Source organism: Streptomyces sp. NBC_00028 (genome assembly GCF_045041065.1).
In the GTDB taxonomy this organism is placed as follows: domain Bacteria; phylum Actinomycetota; class Actinomycetes; order Streptomycetales; family Streptomycetaceae; genus Streptomyces.
In genome coordinates this window covers 1432509-1448353 of the sequence record NZ_CP108293.1, presented here as the reverse complement: position 1 = coordinate 1448353, position 15845 = coordinate 1432509, and the positions used below count along the sequence as shown (strand labels likewise).

Annotated in this window: 6 protein-coding genes; 2 read left to right on the top strand and 4 right to left on the bottom strand. The window is 74.2% G+C overall.

All coding sequences use genetic code 11. From position 1 onward, the window contains the following. Positions 1 to 76: 76 nt before the first annotated feature. Complete coding sequence (locus OG885_RS06315; RefSeq protein WP_405727313.1) at positions 77 to 988, top strand: YceI family protein; 912 nt, start codon at positions 77 to 79, stop codon at positions 986 to 988. Between the two features lie 6 nt (positions 989 to 994). Here the strand turns inward: OG885_RS06315 and OG885_RS06310 are convergent, their stop codons facing one another. The 3 genes from OG885_RS06310 to OG885_RS06300 form a co-directional block, all read right to left on the bottom strand. Continuing rightward, positions 995 to 2203 carry an MFS transporter gene (locus OG885_RS06310; RefSeq protein ID WP_405727310.1) on the bottom strand — a complete coding sequence of 403 codons (1209 nt, stop codon included), beginning with the start codon at positions 2201 to 2203 and terminating at the stop codon, positions 995 to 997. A gap of 83 nt (positions 2204 to 2286) precedes the next feature. Further along, entirely contained in the window at positions 2287 to 3744 is a 1458-nt protein-coding gene (locus OG885_RS06305; RefSeq protein WP_405727307.1) for a tryptophan 7-halogenase, read from the bottom strand. Between the two features lie 76 nt (positions 3745 to 3820). Next, entirely contained in the window at positions 3821 to 11443 is a 7623-nt protein-coding gene (locus tag OG885_RS06300) for an SDR family NAD(P)-dependent oxidoreductase (protein WP_405727304.1), read from the bottom strand. Positions 11444 to 11699: 256 nt separating this feature from the next. Between OG885_RS06300 and OG885_RS06295 the strand changes: the two genes are divergently transcribed. After that, a complete protein-coding gene (locus OG885_RS06295) occupies positions 11700 to 12854 on the top strand; it encodes a S1 family peptidase (protein ID WP_405727301.1) in 1155 nt (384 codons plus the stop codon). Between the two features lie 41 nt (positions 12855 to 12895). On the opposite strand, the gene OG885_RS06290 is transcribed toward OG885_RS06295, so the two are convergent. Further along, the gene (locus tag OG885_RS06290) at positions 12896 to 15601 is read right to left on the bottom strand and encodes an NACHT domain-containing protein (RefSeq protein WP_405727298.1); all 2706 of its coding nucleotides are present in this window, start codon (positions 15599 to 15601) and stop codon (positions 12896 to 12898) included. Positions 15602 to 15845: the final 244 nt, after the last annotated feature.

Genomic DNA, 15845 nt, shown 5'->3' with positions numbered 1-15845 from the left:
CCGCTCCGTCTCTGGCGGCCACCGGCCCGCATGAACCCCCAACCCCCTTGAGAACCCCCACTGAAAGGTGAGACCCATGCCCCTCGGACTGCTCCGGCGGCGCTTCAGGAATGCCCCCGGAGGCGCCGCGGGCCACACGCTTCCCGTTCCGGCCGGTGCCGGTGCCGTCGTCCGTGAGGTCCTCGACCCGGTGAACCAGCCGCTGGGCGGCGCCGATGTGACGGTGACCGAACTCCGCGGCCACCAGGTCGTGGCACGCGGCACCACGGACCCCTACGGTCTCTTCCTGGCCGTGCTGCCGCCCGCGAGCTACAGCCTGATGATCGTGGCGGAGGGGCTGGAGCCGCACCGCGAGACCGTCGAGATCGTCGCCGACGCGGGCCTGTCCTCGGAGCGGGTCTGGCTCCAGCCCGCCCGGCAGGCCGAACTCCCGGTCCCCGGCACCTGGCTCTTCGACCCGCCGCACACCGCGATCCGCTTCATCGCCAAACACGTCGGCATGGCCCATGTGCACGGCCGGTTCGAACGCTTCGAGGGCGGTATCCAGGTCACCCAGGAGATCGCCGACTCCCGCGTCCATGTCCGCATCGACGCCTCCAGCATCACCACCGGCAACAACACCCGCGACGCCCACCTGCGGTCGGCGGACTTCCTCGACGTCGAGCACTTCCCCTACATCGACTTCCGGAGCACCCGCTTCGCCTACCGGGGCGGCAGCAAGTGGTCGCTGCTGGGCACCCTGACCATGCACGGCGTGAGCCGCTCGGTGTCGCTGGACACGACCTACCTGGGCATGGTCAACGGCGGCTACGGCGAGGAGCTGCGCTGCGCGGCCCTCGCGAAGGCGGAGCTGCACCGCGAGGACTACACCCTCAACTGGCGTTCGATGCTGGCCCGCGGCATCGCGGTCGTCGGCCCCACCGTCCAGCTGGAGTTGGACGTCCAGGCGATGTACCGCACCCACGACACACCGACCCCTCCGGAATAACCCCCCTCAGCTGGCCCGGTGCCGCCGGAACTCCGGGAAGCACAGCAGCAGCGCCAGCGCGGCCGTCACCGTCAGCACCCCGCCGCCGGTGACGGCCCAGGTCGCCCCGAAGGACGCCCCGGCGACACCGTGCGCGAGGTCTCCGAGCCGAGGGCCTCCCGCCGCGATCACGGTGTCGACTCCCTGGAGCCGGCCTCGCATTGCGTCCGGCACCGCGGACTGGAGGACGGACTTGCGGAACACCCCGAGCGTCAGCAGCGCCCCGCCCGCCAGCACGAGCCAACCCGCCGCCACCGGGAGCGAGTTCACCAGCCCGAACGCGGCCAGCGCACACCCCCACACGCACACCGACACCGCGACCGCGACACCGTGGCGGGACGTGCGGGTGAGGCCGCCGGAGAACAGCGCCGCGAGCACACCCCCGGCCGAGAGCGCCGCGTACAGCACGCCGACGTTCGCACCCGGGTACGTCTCCCTCGCCAACTGCGGGAACAGCGCGGCGGGCATGCCCAGGAAGAGCGCCGCGAAGTCGGCGAGGTAGACCACCAGCAGGACCTGCCGGGTGGCCAGCAGTCGGAAGCCCGCCGCGAACTGCCGTGGGCCCGCGCCCCGTTCGGTGGTCGGCGGCAGGGGAGGCAGCCGCCACACCGCCCACAGCGTGACACCGAGCGCCCCCGCGTCGGCGAGATACAGCGCCTGCGCCCCGACCACCGGCAGCAGCCCGCCGCCCAGCAGTGGTCCGGCGATCCCGGCCGACCAGGAGACCAGCGACTGGAGCGCGTTCGCGGCGGGCAGCAGCCCGCGCGGCACCAGCCGGGGCACGACCGCCCCGCTCACCGCCGCGTTGGCGCCGAACAGAGCCTGCTGCACCCCGACGAGCGCCAGCAGCACCCCCGCCGACTCCAGCCGCGCCCACGCCTGCGCCCACAGCAGCAGGGACGTCAGACCGATCCCGGCCGTGGTCGCGAGGAGCACCCGCCGCCGGTCCCGTACGTCCGCCAGCGTGCCACCCCACAGCGCCGCGAGCGCCATCGGAGCGAACCCCACGAAGCCCGCCAGTCCGACGTACGCCGAGGAGCCGGTGAGGTCGTACAGCTGCATCGGCACGGCCAGCGCGGTCAGCTGGGCGCCCAGCGTGGTCACCAGGCCGCACGCCCACAGCCGTCGGAACGCGGCCCGCCGCAACGGCCGTACGTCGATCAGTACCCGGCGCACCCTCGCCCCTCCCGCAGACATCGGTACGCCGATGCTGCGGGTTCCCCTTCGGGCAAGGTCAACGGCCTCTCGGGCCGTCGCTGTCAGCCCTTCGCCCAGGACAGGCCGTCCGGGGTGACCGCGAGGCCGTCGGGGGAGGCCGGGCCCCGGTCGTCGAGCGGACCGCCGTAAAGGGCCTGCTCCTGAAGGTCGTTGCCGGTGCGGAAGGTCTCGCCGACGACCGGGGCCGCCAGGAGAGGGTTCACGCGGTCGTCGGAGGTGGCCAACCGGCCCACCGCCCCGTCCAGTTGCTCGGCGGCCGTGTGCCAGTCCGCGCGGACCACCGCGGAGTCACGGGAGACAAGGCCGCCCGCCAGCTCGGCGAACGCCGCCGCCTCACCCAGGTCCACGTTGGTGATCTTCTTCGCCGACCAGAAATACGAGTCCTCGTTGCGCTCCATGTCGTAGAAGGCGATGAGGAACTCGTAGAACACGCGGTACTCGCGCCGGTAGCGGGCCTCGAACGCGGCGAACCCCTGCTCCTCCGGCACACTGCCGTCCAGGGCCGCGTTCACCGAGCGGGCCGCCAACAGGGCCCCGTACGTGGCCAGATGGACGCCGGAGGACAGCACCGGGTCCACGAAGCACGCGGCGTCGCCGACCAACGCCATGCCCGGCTTCCAGAGGGACCGCTTCCAGTACGACCAGTCCCGGCGCACCCGCACCTGGTCGTACGGCGCCTCGGTCGCGACCGGCACGCCCGCCACCAGCCGGCTCACCTCCGGGCACGCCTCGATCATGTCCCGCCAGGCGCCCCGCGCGTCCCGCTGCACGGCCGCCGTGTGCTCGGGCGAGATCACCGCGCCGACGCTCGTCAGGTCGTCGCGCAGCGGGATGTACCAGAGCCAGCCCGCGTCGAACGCGGCGCAGAAGATGTTGCCGCTGTTCGGCTCGGGAAGCCGGGCCCCGCCCGCGAAGTAGCCGAACACGGCGAGGTTGCGGAAGAAGTCGGAGTAGACGCGGTTCCCGCCGACACCGGAGTGGATCCGGCTGGTGTTGCCGGACGCGTCGATGACGTACTTGGCGTACGCCGTACGGGAGTTGCCGTCCGCGTCGGTGAACTCGACGCCCCGCACCCGCTCGTCGTCGGCGACGACGCGCCGCACCGCGTTGCCCTCGCGCACGTCGGCACCGGCCCGCCGGGCGCCCCGCAGCAGGATCTCGTCGAAGCGTGAGCGCTCCACCTGGAAGGCGGTCGCGGTGGGTTCGGGTACCCGCGGTGTCATGGCGAAGGAGAACTGCCACGGCTTCGGATCACGGCCCCAGCGCAGGGTGCCGCCGCGCTTGAGGGTGAAGCCGGCCTGCTGGACCTCCTCGTCGACGCCGAGGATCCGGCACAGACCGTGCACGGTCGCGGGCAGCAGCGACTCGCCGATCTGGTAGCGCGGGAAGGTCTCGCGCTCCAGCAGCAGGACCCGGTGCCCGCGCAGGGCCACGACGGTCGCGGCCGTCGAGCCGGCCGGTCCGCCGCCGACGACGATCAGGTCGTACTCCTGGGTCATACGTCAACTCCTCTGGTGCGGTGGCCGTTTCGGTCGCTCATGCCGTCAGTTGCTGTGCGACGGCCGTTACGGTCGCTCATGCCGTCAGCCAGGCGCGCATCGCCACGGCCGTGGTGTCGGCGTCGTGGTGGACGAGGGTGTAGTGGTCGCCGGGGACGTCGACGGCCTCGTGGGGAAGCGGCCAGCGGGGCCGCCAGTCGCCGTCGGGGTCGGTGCGGAGCATCTGCGCGGTCGGCCGGCCCCGCACCAGCAGGGCCGGGACGGGGGAGGGCTCCGGCTCCCAGTGCTCCAGCACGCGCGCATAGCCGCCGCCCGCGATGAGCAGCGAGTCGTCGAACTCGGCGACGACGTCGTCCGGCAGCTCGGCACCGGCCGCCATCAGCGCCAGCGCCCGCTCGTCGTCCCGGCGCAGCACACCCGCGTGCACGTCGAGCAGCACCAACCCGGCCGGTGCCGCACCGGCCTCGGTGAGTTCCGCGGCCACGGCGTGCGCGATCGCGCCGCCCGCGCAGTAGCCGACGAGGACCACCGGACCGTGCACCGGCAACGCCCGGACGGTGTCGACATGCGTGCGCACGATCGCGTCCATCCCCTCGGGCACCGCCCGCCGGGAGCCGAACCCCGGGTGCTCCAGCAGGAACAGGTCGCGCTCACCGTCGAACTGCTTCGCCAGACCGGTCGGCACGCGGTGGTAGGGCGTGAGGTAGTCCGGGATGTACACCAGGGGTGTTCCCGCCCCCTGGGCCAGCCGTACCGGAGCCACGGCGTGCCGGGCACGGTCGGCGACGGAGAACGCGGGGAGCGCGTGGGAGGCGAGGAAACGCAGGCCCATCGCCTCGAAGGGGCCGCGTTCGCGGAGGACTTGGTGGTACAGGGGGCCGAAGCGGTAGGACGACGGCTCTGCCTCGGGGCTCGCGGGCGCGTCAGAGGCATCCGGCAGTACCTGGGCCAGCGCCTCGTGCACATGCGCGGTCAGCGCGGGCAGCGTCGGATGGTCGAACACGATCGACGGCGCCAACCGCACCCGGGTGAACGCGCTGAGCCGGTTGCGGAACTGCACCGCCGTCAGCGAGTCGAACCCGAGCTCGGTGAAGGCTCGCTCGGCGGGGAACGTTGCCGCGTCCGGGAAGCCCAGCACCAAGGCCAGTTCGGCGCGGATCAACTCGCCCAGCACATCGCGACGTTCGGCCGCCGGTACGGACGCGAGCCGCTCACGCCACGCGCCGGGCACCTGCGCCGTAGCCGTGGTGGCGGAGGCGGCCGGACGGCGCGGCAGCAGGTCCGCGAGGACCGGCGGAGCGGTCGCACCGTGCAGTGCCGTCAGATCCAGCGCGATCGGCACGAGCACCGGCTCGGTGGTGCGCAAAGCCCGGTCGAGAAGACCGACGCTCTCCTCCTCGCCGACCGGCAGCACTCCGCCGTCGGCGAGTTGGCGTGGTGCGACCTGGGCGGCCATGCCGTCCTCGTCGGCCGTGGTCCACGGTCCCCAGGCGAGAGACTGTGCGGGCAGGCCCCGGGCGCTCCGGTGGCGGGCCAGCGCGTCCAGGAACCCGTTGGCCGCGGCGTAGTTGGCCTGTCCAGGGCGGCCCAGCACCCCGGCGGCCGAGGAGTAGAGCACGAACGCGGACAGCCCCAGCTCCTTCGTGGCCTCGTGCAGATGCCAGGCCCCGTCCGCCTTCGGCGCCACGACGGCCGCCAGCCGCTCCGGCGTCAGACCGCCCACCACACCGTCGTCCACGACGCCGGAGAGATGGAACACCGCGGTCAGCGACGGCCCGCAGGACGCCACGAGGGCGTCGACGGCAGCGCGGTCGCTCACGTCGCAGGCCACCACCCGTACGGTCGCGTCGAGTTCACCCACCCACGCCGGTGTACGCCCGCCGCGCCCGGCCAACACCAGCCGACGTACCCCGCGTTCGGTGACCAGGTACCGGGCCAGGCTCGCCCCGAGCGCTCCGGTGCCGCCGGTGATCAGCACGGTGCCGTCCGGATCGAGGACGGGAGCCTCGGCCTCGGCGGAAGACGGCGCGGCCGTCAGCCGGGGCACGAGAACGGCACCCTCGTGCAGGGCGACCTGCGGTTCGCCCGTGCGCAGCGCCGCTTCCAGCTCCGCCGGCGACGTCGTGCCCCCGCGCCGGTCGAACAGCACCAGTCGGCCCGGGTGCTCGGACTGCGCACTGCGCACGAGCCCGGCCACCGCCGCCTCGGCCGGGTCGGGATCGTCGCCGGTGGCGTTGCCGGTGAGGATGAGCAGCCTCCCCGGGCGGCCGTCGGCGACCCACTCCCGCACCCGCTCCAGCGTGGCGTCGAGCAGACCCCGTACCCGGTCGGGCATGTCCGTGCCCACAGCGAGACCGGTCACGTCGAACAGCTCGTGTCGCGGATCGGCGTTCCCGCCGGTCGTCGCCGGTCGCCATGCCGTCCGGTACAACTCGCCTCGCACCGCTGGCCGTTGGACGGGCAGCACCCGCGTGACCATCGACTCGACCGCGGCCAGGGGCTGCCCGGCCGGATCGGTGAGCGTCACCCGGAACTCGTCCGGACCGAGCCGTTCGAGATGGGCGCGTGCGGCCGTGGCGCCCGTCGCGTACACCGTGAGCCCGGCACAGGTGAGCGGGACGCGTGCCTCGCCCGGCCCCTCGGCCAGGAGCGCGGCGTGCAGGGCCGCGTCGAGCAGCGCCGGGTGCAGGAGGTAGGAACCGGCGGTCGCCGCCTCCCTCGGGGGCAGGGCCAGCTCGGCGTACAGGGAGTCCCCCCGGCGCCACAACGCGGTGACCGCGCGGAAGGCGGGCCCGTAGGCGTGGCCGTGGGCGGCGAGGCGGTCGTAGTCGACCGGGAGCCGCTCGGCACCCGAGGGCGGCCATACCCGGAGCGGTACGACGGGGGCCGCGCCGACCGGGGCGATGGTCGCCGTGGCGTGCCGCGTCCAGGTCTCAGCGGCCCGCGCCCAGACGGCGACGGGCCGGTTCCCCGTCTCGTCCGGGCCACCGGTGACGACCTGGACGCGCACCGGCTCCGACTCCGGGAGCACCAGCGGCTCACGGAAGGTGAGGTCCACGAGCCGTACCGGCCCGGAGGCCCCGGCCGCATGGCAGGCCAGCTCGGCGAAGGCCGCAGCGGGCAGCAGGACCCGGCCGCCGATCGTGTGGTCGGCGAGCCAGGACTGCCGTACGACGGAGAGCTCCCCGGTGTGCCGTACGCCGGGCCCGTCGGCGTCCGGCTGGGGCTCGCCGAGCAGCGGATGCCCGGCCGCGACCGGATGCCGGGCCGCGTGCAGCCAGTACCGCTGCCGTTGGAAGGGGTACGTCGGCAGCGCGCGCGGACGGGCGCCGCTGCCGGAGTACACCGACCGCCAGTCCACCGGCACGCCGTGCACATGCAGGGCGGCCAGCGCCGCGAGCGCTCCCCGCGCGTCGGCGCACGGAGTGAACACCGCGCCCGCGTCCGGCGCGACACACCCCTCGGCCGCCACACTCAGCGCGGCGGCGGGACCGGCCTCGACGAACGCCGTCACTCCCGCCTCCGCCAGCCGGTTCACCGCGTCGGCGAACCGGACCGTCTCCCGGACCTGCCGTACCCAGTGGTCGGCGGTGGTGAGCGCGTCCCGCTCGGGGCGGCCGGTCAGCGTGGAGACCACCGGCACGGACGGCCGCCGGTACGTCACGGTCCCGGCGACCGCGCGGAACTCGGCGAGCATCGGGTCGAGCAGCGGCGAGTGGAAGGCGTGGCTCACCCGCAGCGGGGTGCTCCGCCCGCCGACCGAGGCGGCCAGCGCGGTCACGGCGTCCTCCTCGCCGGACACCACGACCGACACGGGTCCGTTGACGGCCGCGATCGATACCTGGCCTGGCGTCTCGGCGAGCCTGCGCGCGACCTCCGCCTCCGGAGCCTGCACGGCGATCATCACGCCGCCCGGGGGCAGCGCGGCCATGAGCCGGCCCCGTGCGGCCACCAGCCGTACCGCGTCGGCGAGGGAGAACACGCCCGCCAGGTGGGCGGCGGCCAGTTCGCCGATCGAGTGGCCGACCAGGTAGTCCGGGCGCACACCCCACGCGGCGAGCAGCCGGTGCAGGGCGACCTCGAAGGCGAACAACGCGGGCTGCGCGTAGTCCGTGCGGTCGAGCAGGTCGCCGTCGGGGTCGTCGATCACCTCGCGCAGAGGGTGGTCAAGCAACGGGCCGAACAGCTCGCACACTTCGGTGAAGGCGACGTCGAACACCGGGAAGGCGGCGGCGAGGTCACGGCCCATTCCGGTGCGCTGGGTGCCCTGTCCTGCGCAGAGCAGCGCCAGCTTCGGGGTGGCGCGCACGGTGCCCCTGAGCAGGTCGGGAGTCTCCTCGCCGGTGGCCAACCGGCGCAGGCCGGCGAGGAGTTCGGAGGCGTCGGCGCCCTGTACGGCCGCGCGGTGGGGGAGCGGCGTCCTGGTGGTGGCGAGCGCGTACGCCACGTCCGGCGCGTCCTTGTCCGTGATGTCCGCCAGCGCCTGGGCCAACTTCCCGGCGTGCGCCCGCAGTCCGGCCTCGTCGCCGCCGCTGACCAGCCAGGGGGCACCGGACAGACGGCTGCCGCCGGCCTCCTCCCGCGCCGGGGGTTGCTCGATGATCAGATGGGCGTTGGTGCCGCCGATGCCGAACGATGAGACCGCCGCACGGCGCGGCCGGTCGCGGTGCGGCCACGGTCGGGGGCGGTCGAGGAGTCGTACCGCCCCCTCGGACCAGTCCACGTGCGGCGACGGCTGTTCCGCGTAGAGAGAGCGGGGCAGTTCGCCGTGGCGCATCGCCTCGATCATCTTGATGACGCCGGCCACCCCGGCGGCTGCCTGCGGATGACCGAGGTTGGACTTGACCGAGCCCAGCCACACCGGGTCGGCCGGGTCGCGATCCTGGCCGTAGGTGGCCAGCAGGGCGCCCGCCTCGATCGGGTCGCCCAGCGCGGTGCCCGTGCCGTGGCCCTCGACCACATCGACGTCGGCCGGGCCCAGGCCCGCGTCGGCCAGGGCCAGGCGGATGAGTTCGCGCTGTGCCTCGCCGTTGGGGGCGGTCAGGCCGTTCGACGCGCCGTCGGAGTTCACCGCGGAACCGCGCACCACCGCCAGCACCGGATGGCCGTTGCGCCGGGCGTCCGACAGCTTCTCCAGCAGCACCAGGCCGACGCCCTCGGCCCACGCGGTGCCCTCCGCGCCCGCCGCGAACGACCGGCATCGGCCGTCCGCCGCAAGACCGCGCTGCCTGCTGAACGCGATGAACGGCTGCGGGCTGGACAGCACCGTCACCCCGCCCGCCAGCGCGAGTGTGCACTCGCCCGCCCGCAGCGCCTTCGCGGCCAGGTCCATCGCGACCAGCGACGACGAACACGCCGTGTCCACGGTCATCGTCGGGCCGCGCAGCCCGAGGACGTACGAGATCCGCCCCGAGGCCACACTGCCCGACGAGCCGATGCCGATGTGCGACTCCAGCTCGTGGGGCGAGAGCCCGGTGCCGTACCCGGCGTGCATCAGGCCCACGAACACCCCGGTGGCGCTGGAGCGCACCGAGGGCGCGGGGATGCCCGCGCGCTCCAGCGTCTCCCACGCGACCTCGAGGAGCAGCCGGTGCTGCGGGTCCATCGCCAGCGCCTCGCGCGGGGAGATCCCGAAGAACAGCGGGTCGAAGTCGGCCGCCCCGTCGAGGAAGCCGCCGCGGCGGGTGTACGTCGTCCCGAGCCGGTCGGGGTCAGGATCGTGCAGGGCGTCGATGTCCCAGCCGCGGTCGGCGGGGAAGTCACCGGTGGCGTCGACACCGTCGGACACCAGCCGCCACAGGTCCTCCGAGGAGCTCACCCCGCCCGGGTAGCGGCAGCCGACGGCCACGATCGCGATCGGCTCGGCCCGCGGACCGCGCGGCGGCGGGACCGGCGCCGGCGCGTCGCCGCTCATCAGGATGTCCAGGAAGGCGGCGACCGCGGCCGGGTTCGGGTGGTCCCAGACCAGGGTCGCCGGCAGCCGCAGTCCGGTGCGCAGGCTGAGCCGGTGCCACAGGGTCATGGCGTCCATCGAGGTCAGCCCGAGATCGGCGAAGGCGGTGGCGGGATCGGCCACCGTGCCCCGGATCGCCTCGGCCTCCCGGCACACCAACTCCGTGAGCGCCGACCGACGTTCGCCAGCCGTCAGACCGGCCAGCACCGTCAGATCGGGTGCCGGGGGCCGCTCGGCGAGCGTCTCGCGCAGCACCGCCCGCCGTGGCTTGCCCGCCGCCGTGCGCGGTACGGCCGGGGTGAACAGGACCTCCTCGGGCACCTTGTGCGCCGACAGGACCGCGGCGCACCCCCGCAGCAGCCCGGCGGGGTCCAGCGACTGCTCGGCAGGGACGACGAACGCCACCGGGACCTCGCCCAGCAGTGGATGCGCCCGCGCCACCACGGCCGCGTCGCGTACCCCGGGCAGCGCGCGCAGCACCCGCTCGACCTCGGCCGGGTCGACGTTCTCGCCGCCGCGCACGATCCGGTCGTCGAGCCGCCCGGCGACGGTCAGACAGCCGCCCGCGCCGAGCCGTCCCAGGTCACCCGTGCGGTACCAGCCCTCCCGCACGGCGTCGGCGTCCGCGTCGGGCCGGTTGTGGTAGCCGAGCATGACACCGGGGCCGCGCACCCAGATCTCGCCCTCGGCGCCGACGACGTCCAGGCCGCTGTCCGGATCGACCAGCCGGACGTCCATGCCGGGTACCGGCGTACCGCTGCTCCCCGGCACCCGCGGCCCGTCGACCGACTCCATGGCGATCTTGCCGCAGGTCTCGGTGGACCCGTAGCCGTCGAGCAGCGGCGCCCCGAACCGCCGCTCCACCTCCGCCCGCAGCTCCGGGTCGCTCGGCGCGCCCGCGGTGACACACACGCGCAGCGAGGGCACCGCGCCGAGGCCGGTGTCGAGCAGCTGCCGGAAGGTGAGCGGCACCCCGCCGAGCACGGTCGGCTCGAACTCGCCCATCAGCCGGGCGAGATGGACGGGGCCGGGACCCGAGGTGATGCGCGCGCTCGCCCCGGCCGCGGTGGTGCCCAGGACGCACAGCGAGTGGGCGTAGGTGTGGGCCAGCGGCAGGGGCCAGAGCACCCGGTCCGCGGCGGAGAGCCCCAGACGTGGCAGATAGCAGGCGAACGACGACCAGAGCGCGGAACGCTGGCTCGACACGGCCGCCGTGGGGGTGCCTGAGGTACCGGAGGTGTAGAGCAGCCAGGCGAGTTCGTCCAGTCCGAGGTCGTCGCGGGGCGCGGTCCGGTCTTCCGCGAGGAGATCCTCGAAGTGCGCGGCGCCCTCCGGCACGGGTCCTTCCCCGATCACCACCAGCCGCACCGGCCGCCCCGCGACCATTCCCGCGATCCGCGGCAGGCGCCGCTGGTCGGTGACGACCACGGCGGGATCGCAGTCGGCCAGCAGGTGCACGAGCTCGGAGTGGGTGGCCCGCGGCGGCAGCGGCACCCCGACGGCCGCGGCGCGGACGGTGGCCAGTAGACCCTCGACCAGCTCGACGCCGTTGTCCAGGCAGAAGGCCACTCTGGTACCGCGCTCGACCCCGAGTCCGGCCGCCAACCGGGCGGTCCTGCGCTCCAGTTCGGCCCAGCTCACCCCGCGCCGGTCGTCGGCGAACGCGAGCTTCTCGCCGTACCGTAAGGCGTTCTCCGCGAGCAGCTCCGGCACCGGCCGGACCCTGACCGCCTCCGCCACACCCATCGGGCCTCCTGTCGAAGGGAGTTCCGCTTCGCTGCGGATCTTGGATCAGCCTATGTCGCGCCGCTCCGACGACGCGCCGGGGCCGGACCGGTTGAGCCGGGGTGCGAGCTGTTCGAGAGAGCGACGGAATTGGTATGGACCTGACCATGATCAGCCGCTAGGCTCTGCCCGGCCACACCCCTGAGAGCGCTCTCAGCATCCTGCTGTTCCCCGCTGTTCCATCCCCACTCCACTGGAACGACGAAGGGCAACCCCCATGAGACGCACCAGACTTACGCACGCCGTCCTGGCCGTTCTGCTCACCCTCGGCGCCGGTGTCGCCGCGGGCGGCACACCCGCCACCGCCGACGAGGCCCGCACGGCGAAGGCGCCCGCGTCCGCCGGTCTCCTCACGGCGATGCAGAGCGACCTGCACCTCACCAGGACCCAGGCCGAGCAGCGGCTCGCCGCCGAGCGGCGGGCCACGGCCATCGAGCCCAAGGTCCGCCGGGCCGCCGGGAGTTCACTCGGCGGCACCTGGTACGACGCCGACGCCGCGACCCTGACCGTGGGCCTCACCCCGGACGCGACCCGGGCCACCGTCCGAGCGGTACGCGCCACCGGCGCCGACGTCCGCACCGTCGCCCACACGGCCCGCGAACTCGCCGCCACCCAGGACCGCCTCGACCGGCTCACCGCCCCCGCGGGCGTGGCCAGTTGGCATGTCGATCCGCAGGCGAGCACCGTCGTCGTCAATGTCGTCACGAACAAGCGGGCCGACAACGATGTCCGGCGCTTCGTGGCGCAGGCTCACCGCGCCGGCCCCGTCACCGTCCGGCACCTCGCCACCGCACCGCGGACCTTCGCCGCAGGAACCGTCGGGGGCGACCCCTTCTACACCGGCAACGTCCGCTGCTCCATAGGCTTCTCGGTGTACGGCGGGTTCATCACCGCCGGACACTGCGACCAGCACACCGGCGCCGTCTACGGCTGGGACCGCAGCTACGTCGGCAACTTCCAGGGCTCGTCGTTCCCGGAGAACGACTACGCCTGGGTCAACGTGGGCAGCGGTTGGTGGACGGTGCCGGTCGTGCTCGGCTGGGGCACCGTCTCCGACCAGCTCGTGCGCGGCTCCAACGTGGCGCCCGTCGGCTCGTCCGTCTGTCGCTCGGGCTCGACCACGCACTGGCACTGCGGCACGGTCCTCGCCATGAACGAGACCGTCAACTACAGCCAGGGCGCGGTGCGTCAGATGACCAAGACCAGCGTCTGCGCCGAACCGGGCGACTCCGGGGGCTCGTTCATCAGCGGCGACCAGGCCCAGGGCGTCACCTCCGGCGGCTGGGGCAACTGCTCCAGCGGGGGCGAGACCTGGTTCCAGCCCGTCAACGAGATCCTCAACCGGTACGGCCTGACCCTCCACACCGCCTGAACCCCCGTGGGTCCGGCCGTCTCCCAGGCCGGGCCCACACCTCACACGCTCAGGTCCGTCCCCGCCTCCCGCCTCGACGGCGGCCGTGGACAGGGCAGTTGGGGACCGGCGTCCGTCTCGGCCAGACGGCGTTGCAGGTCGAGGTGGCGGAACTGGTGCACGGCGCCCACCTGGCGCAGCACGCCGTGCCGCTCGTGGGCGTCGGTGAGGAACGCCGTCAGATCGCGGGGCAGCCCTCGGCGCACGGCCAAGTGGTGGCGGGTCAGGGTGTGGTACCACCAGGCGTTGTGGCTGAGCGCGGCGGCGAGGCCGACGGTGACGCCGTAGGCCAGCCCCCGGTCGAGGATGTGCAGCGGGCTCATCGCGATCGCGTGGCCGTCCGCGGTCCCGCGGCCCAGGCCGTACGAGAAGCCGCCCTGGACGACGAGATCGGCGCCGTAGCAGCCCAGGAACCCGGCACCGACCGCCAGACCGACGACGGCCCACAGCCGTCCGACGATCCTGCGGTCCTGATCGAGGAGCAGGTCGGGTGCGACCGGCGCGGTGAGGTCGGCCGGCTTGCCGGTGAGGCCGCGGGCGACACCGACCGCCAGACCGAACGCGCACGAGAACGCGACCATCGTGCTCAGCGGATAGGCGGACCTGCCGGTCAGCAGCGCCAACACGCGCAGCACCGCCCAGTGGGTCACGCCGATGGCGGAGCCGCTGGCCAGCCCCGTCCCGAAGCCCCGCCAGTTCCAGGCCCAGCGGGTCCTGACGGTCGGCACCGCACCCTCCCGGTGCGCGGACAGACTGCTGGCCCGGCCGCCGACAGCGCCGCCGGCCACCGCGTACACCGCGCCCGTGAGCAGGGCGCCGACCAGCGCGGCCCGTGAGCCGTAGGTGAGACGGTACGAGAACCAGAGCGCGGTGCCGCAGAGGAGACCAAGGGCGCACTTGCGCCAACTCCAGGCGCGCGCTGCCGTGTCGGGCTGTGGTGCCGTCACTCTGCTGGGCTGCGCTGCCGTGTCGGGCTGTGGTGCCGTCACTCTGCTGGGCTGCGTCGCCGTGTCGGGCCGTGGTGCCGCCACTCTGCTGGACAGCGCGCCGACGACGCCGCCCGCGAAGCCGTACGCGAGGCCATAGGCCGTTGTGGTCGCGGGCCAGGCGAGTTGACCGGTCGCGAGCAGATGGGTCAGCCCTTCGGCGACGCCCCCGGTGACCCCGGCGACCAGACCGCAGCCGATGCCGCCCGCGATGCCTCCGGCCAGACCCGCGACCATCGCCGCGGGCGGGCCCGTCAGCCACCCGGAGTCCAGGCCGCCGAGGAGGGCGGTGAGCCGGCCCGCTCCGGTGGCGGTGAGCCACGCCATGGCGCCGAGGGTGGCCCCGGTCGCCACTTGGGCGACCCGGACGGGCAGGGTGCGGCGCAGATGCCACCAGGCGAGGTCGGTGCCGCCGTGCAGCTGCCGCGCGAGGTGGCGCAGGGTGTGCTCGGCCTGTTCGGGGGTCCAGCGGCAGGGGTGGTCCGGATGCGGCCGGTAGGCGGCGGGGACGTAGGCGTCGAAGAGGTGGGTGCGGACGGCCGCCGGGTCGGGGAAGCGGTCCCGGTCGCACAGGTCCGCGGGGTCGGGGAGGCCGGCCGCGCCCTCTCCCGGGCGGGGGTTGTAGACGGTCCGGGCCAGGAACAGCGTCAGCGGCGTGGTCAGCGCCCGGGCCACGGACGCGTCGGTGCCGAGCAGCCCCACCACCGGCTCCCAGCGGGCGTCCGCCGGCTCCAGACCACCGGCGTCCCGGCGCAGATAGGCGGCGACGTCCGCCACGTCGAGCGGCCGGAGCTCCACGGTCGCGGCCCCGCTGAGCCGCACCGGCACCCCGTCGGCCGGGGCCAGCGTCGCCGCGTACTCCTCCGCCCTGCTGGACAGGACGAACGGTTGGCCGGGCCGCAGCGCGGAGTTGACGGCGTGCAGTGCCCGGGCGCGGAACGGCTCGGGGATCTCGTCGAAGCCGTCGAGGATCGGCAGGATCAGCCGGTGCTCAAGGAGCAGCCGCGCCCGCCCCACCCGGTCGGCCGGGCCCGCCTCCGGGTCGCCGAGCCCGCTGTAGTCACGCGCGAGCTGCTCGGCCATCCAGGACTCCAGCGGCTGTACGGCGGGATTCCAGGAGGCCGGCGAGAACAGCACCGGGACCGGGCCGCCCGCCGGGCGGTCGGCGAGGAGCGCCAGCAGCAGCCGTACGAGCAGCATCGTCTTGCCGCTGCCCGGACCGCCCAGCACCACGAGCCGGCGCGTCGGCACCCGCGCGAGGAACACCTCGGCGATCTCCCCGCCCGTCCCGGCCAGTTCCTCGGGCCCACCGGCCCAGCCAGAGCGCGCCTCCGGCCGGGCGGCGGGCCAGTTCCCGGCCATCTCCCGCAGCAGCGCCCAGGGTTCGCCATAGCGCGGGTCGGCGGGCTGCCAGGAGACCGGCAGCGGATACGGGTCGTCGAGCCGCCGCACCATCGCCTCGGCCTCCCACTGGCGCCGCACGGCGACCGCCAGCCGGTCCGCGACGGAGGCCGGGCCGTCCTCCCGCGCGGCCTCGTGCCGTTCGGCGCGGAACGTCGCCCAGGAGAGATACGTACCGCCGACGGACGGCAGCAGCGCCGCGACCGTCTCGGCCATCCGCAACTCGAAACGGACCGTCACCCACACTGCCCCGGCCGTGCCGGCGACCGACAGCAGGAGATAGAGCAGCCCGATGCGTCGCGCCCGCCGACCAGTTCCCATGGCCCGGATTCTCGGGGCGCCGCCCCGTCCCACCCACCGGAACTGCGCTTTCGCCCCACGGACGAGTGACGGCGTTTTGTCGGACGAGAGACCCCAGGGAGGCCAGAGCCGCCGTCAGCTCCGCGCGGCGCGTCGTTCTCCTGGGCGGGGGTTGCCGGCGGTGGTGGCTTGGTGGTTCGGGTGCGTGGGTGTGTTCTCTTCCGGTGCTTTCTTCGGCGTGCGTCCCGTCTGCGGTGGCCGGCAG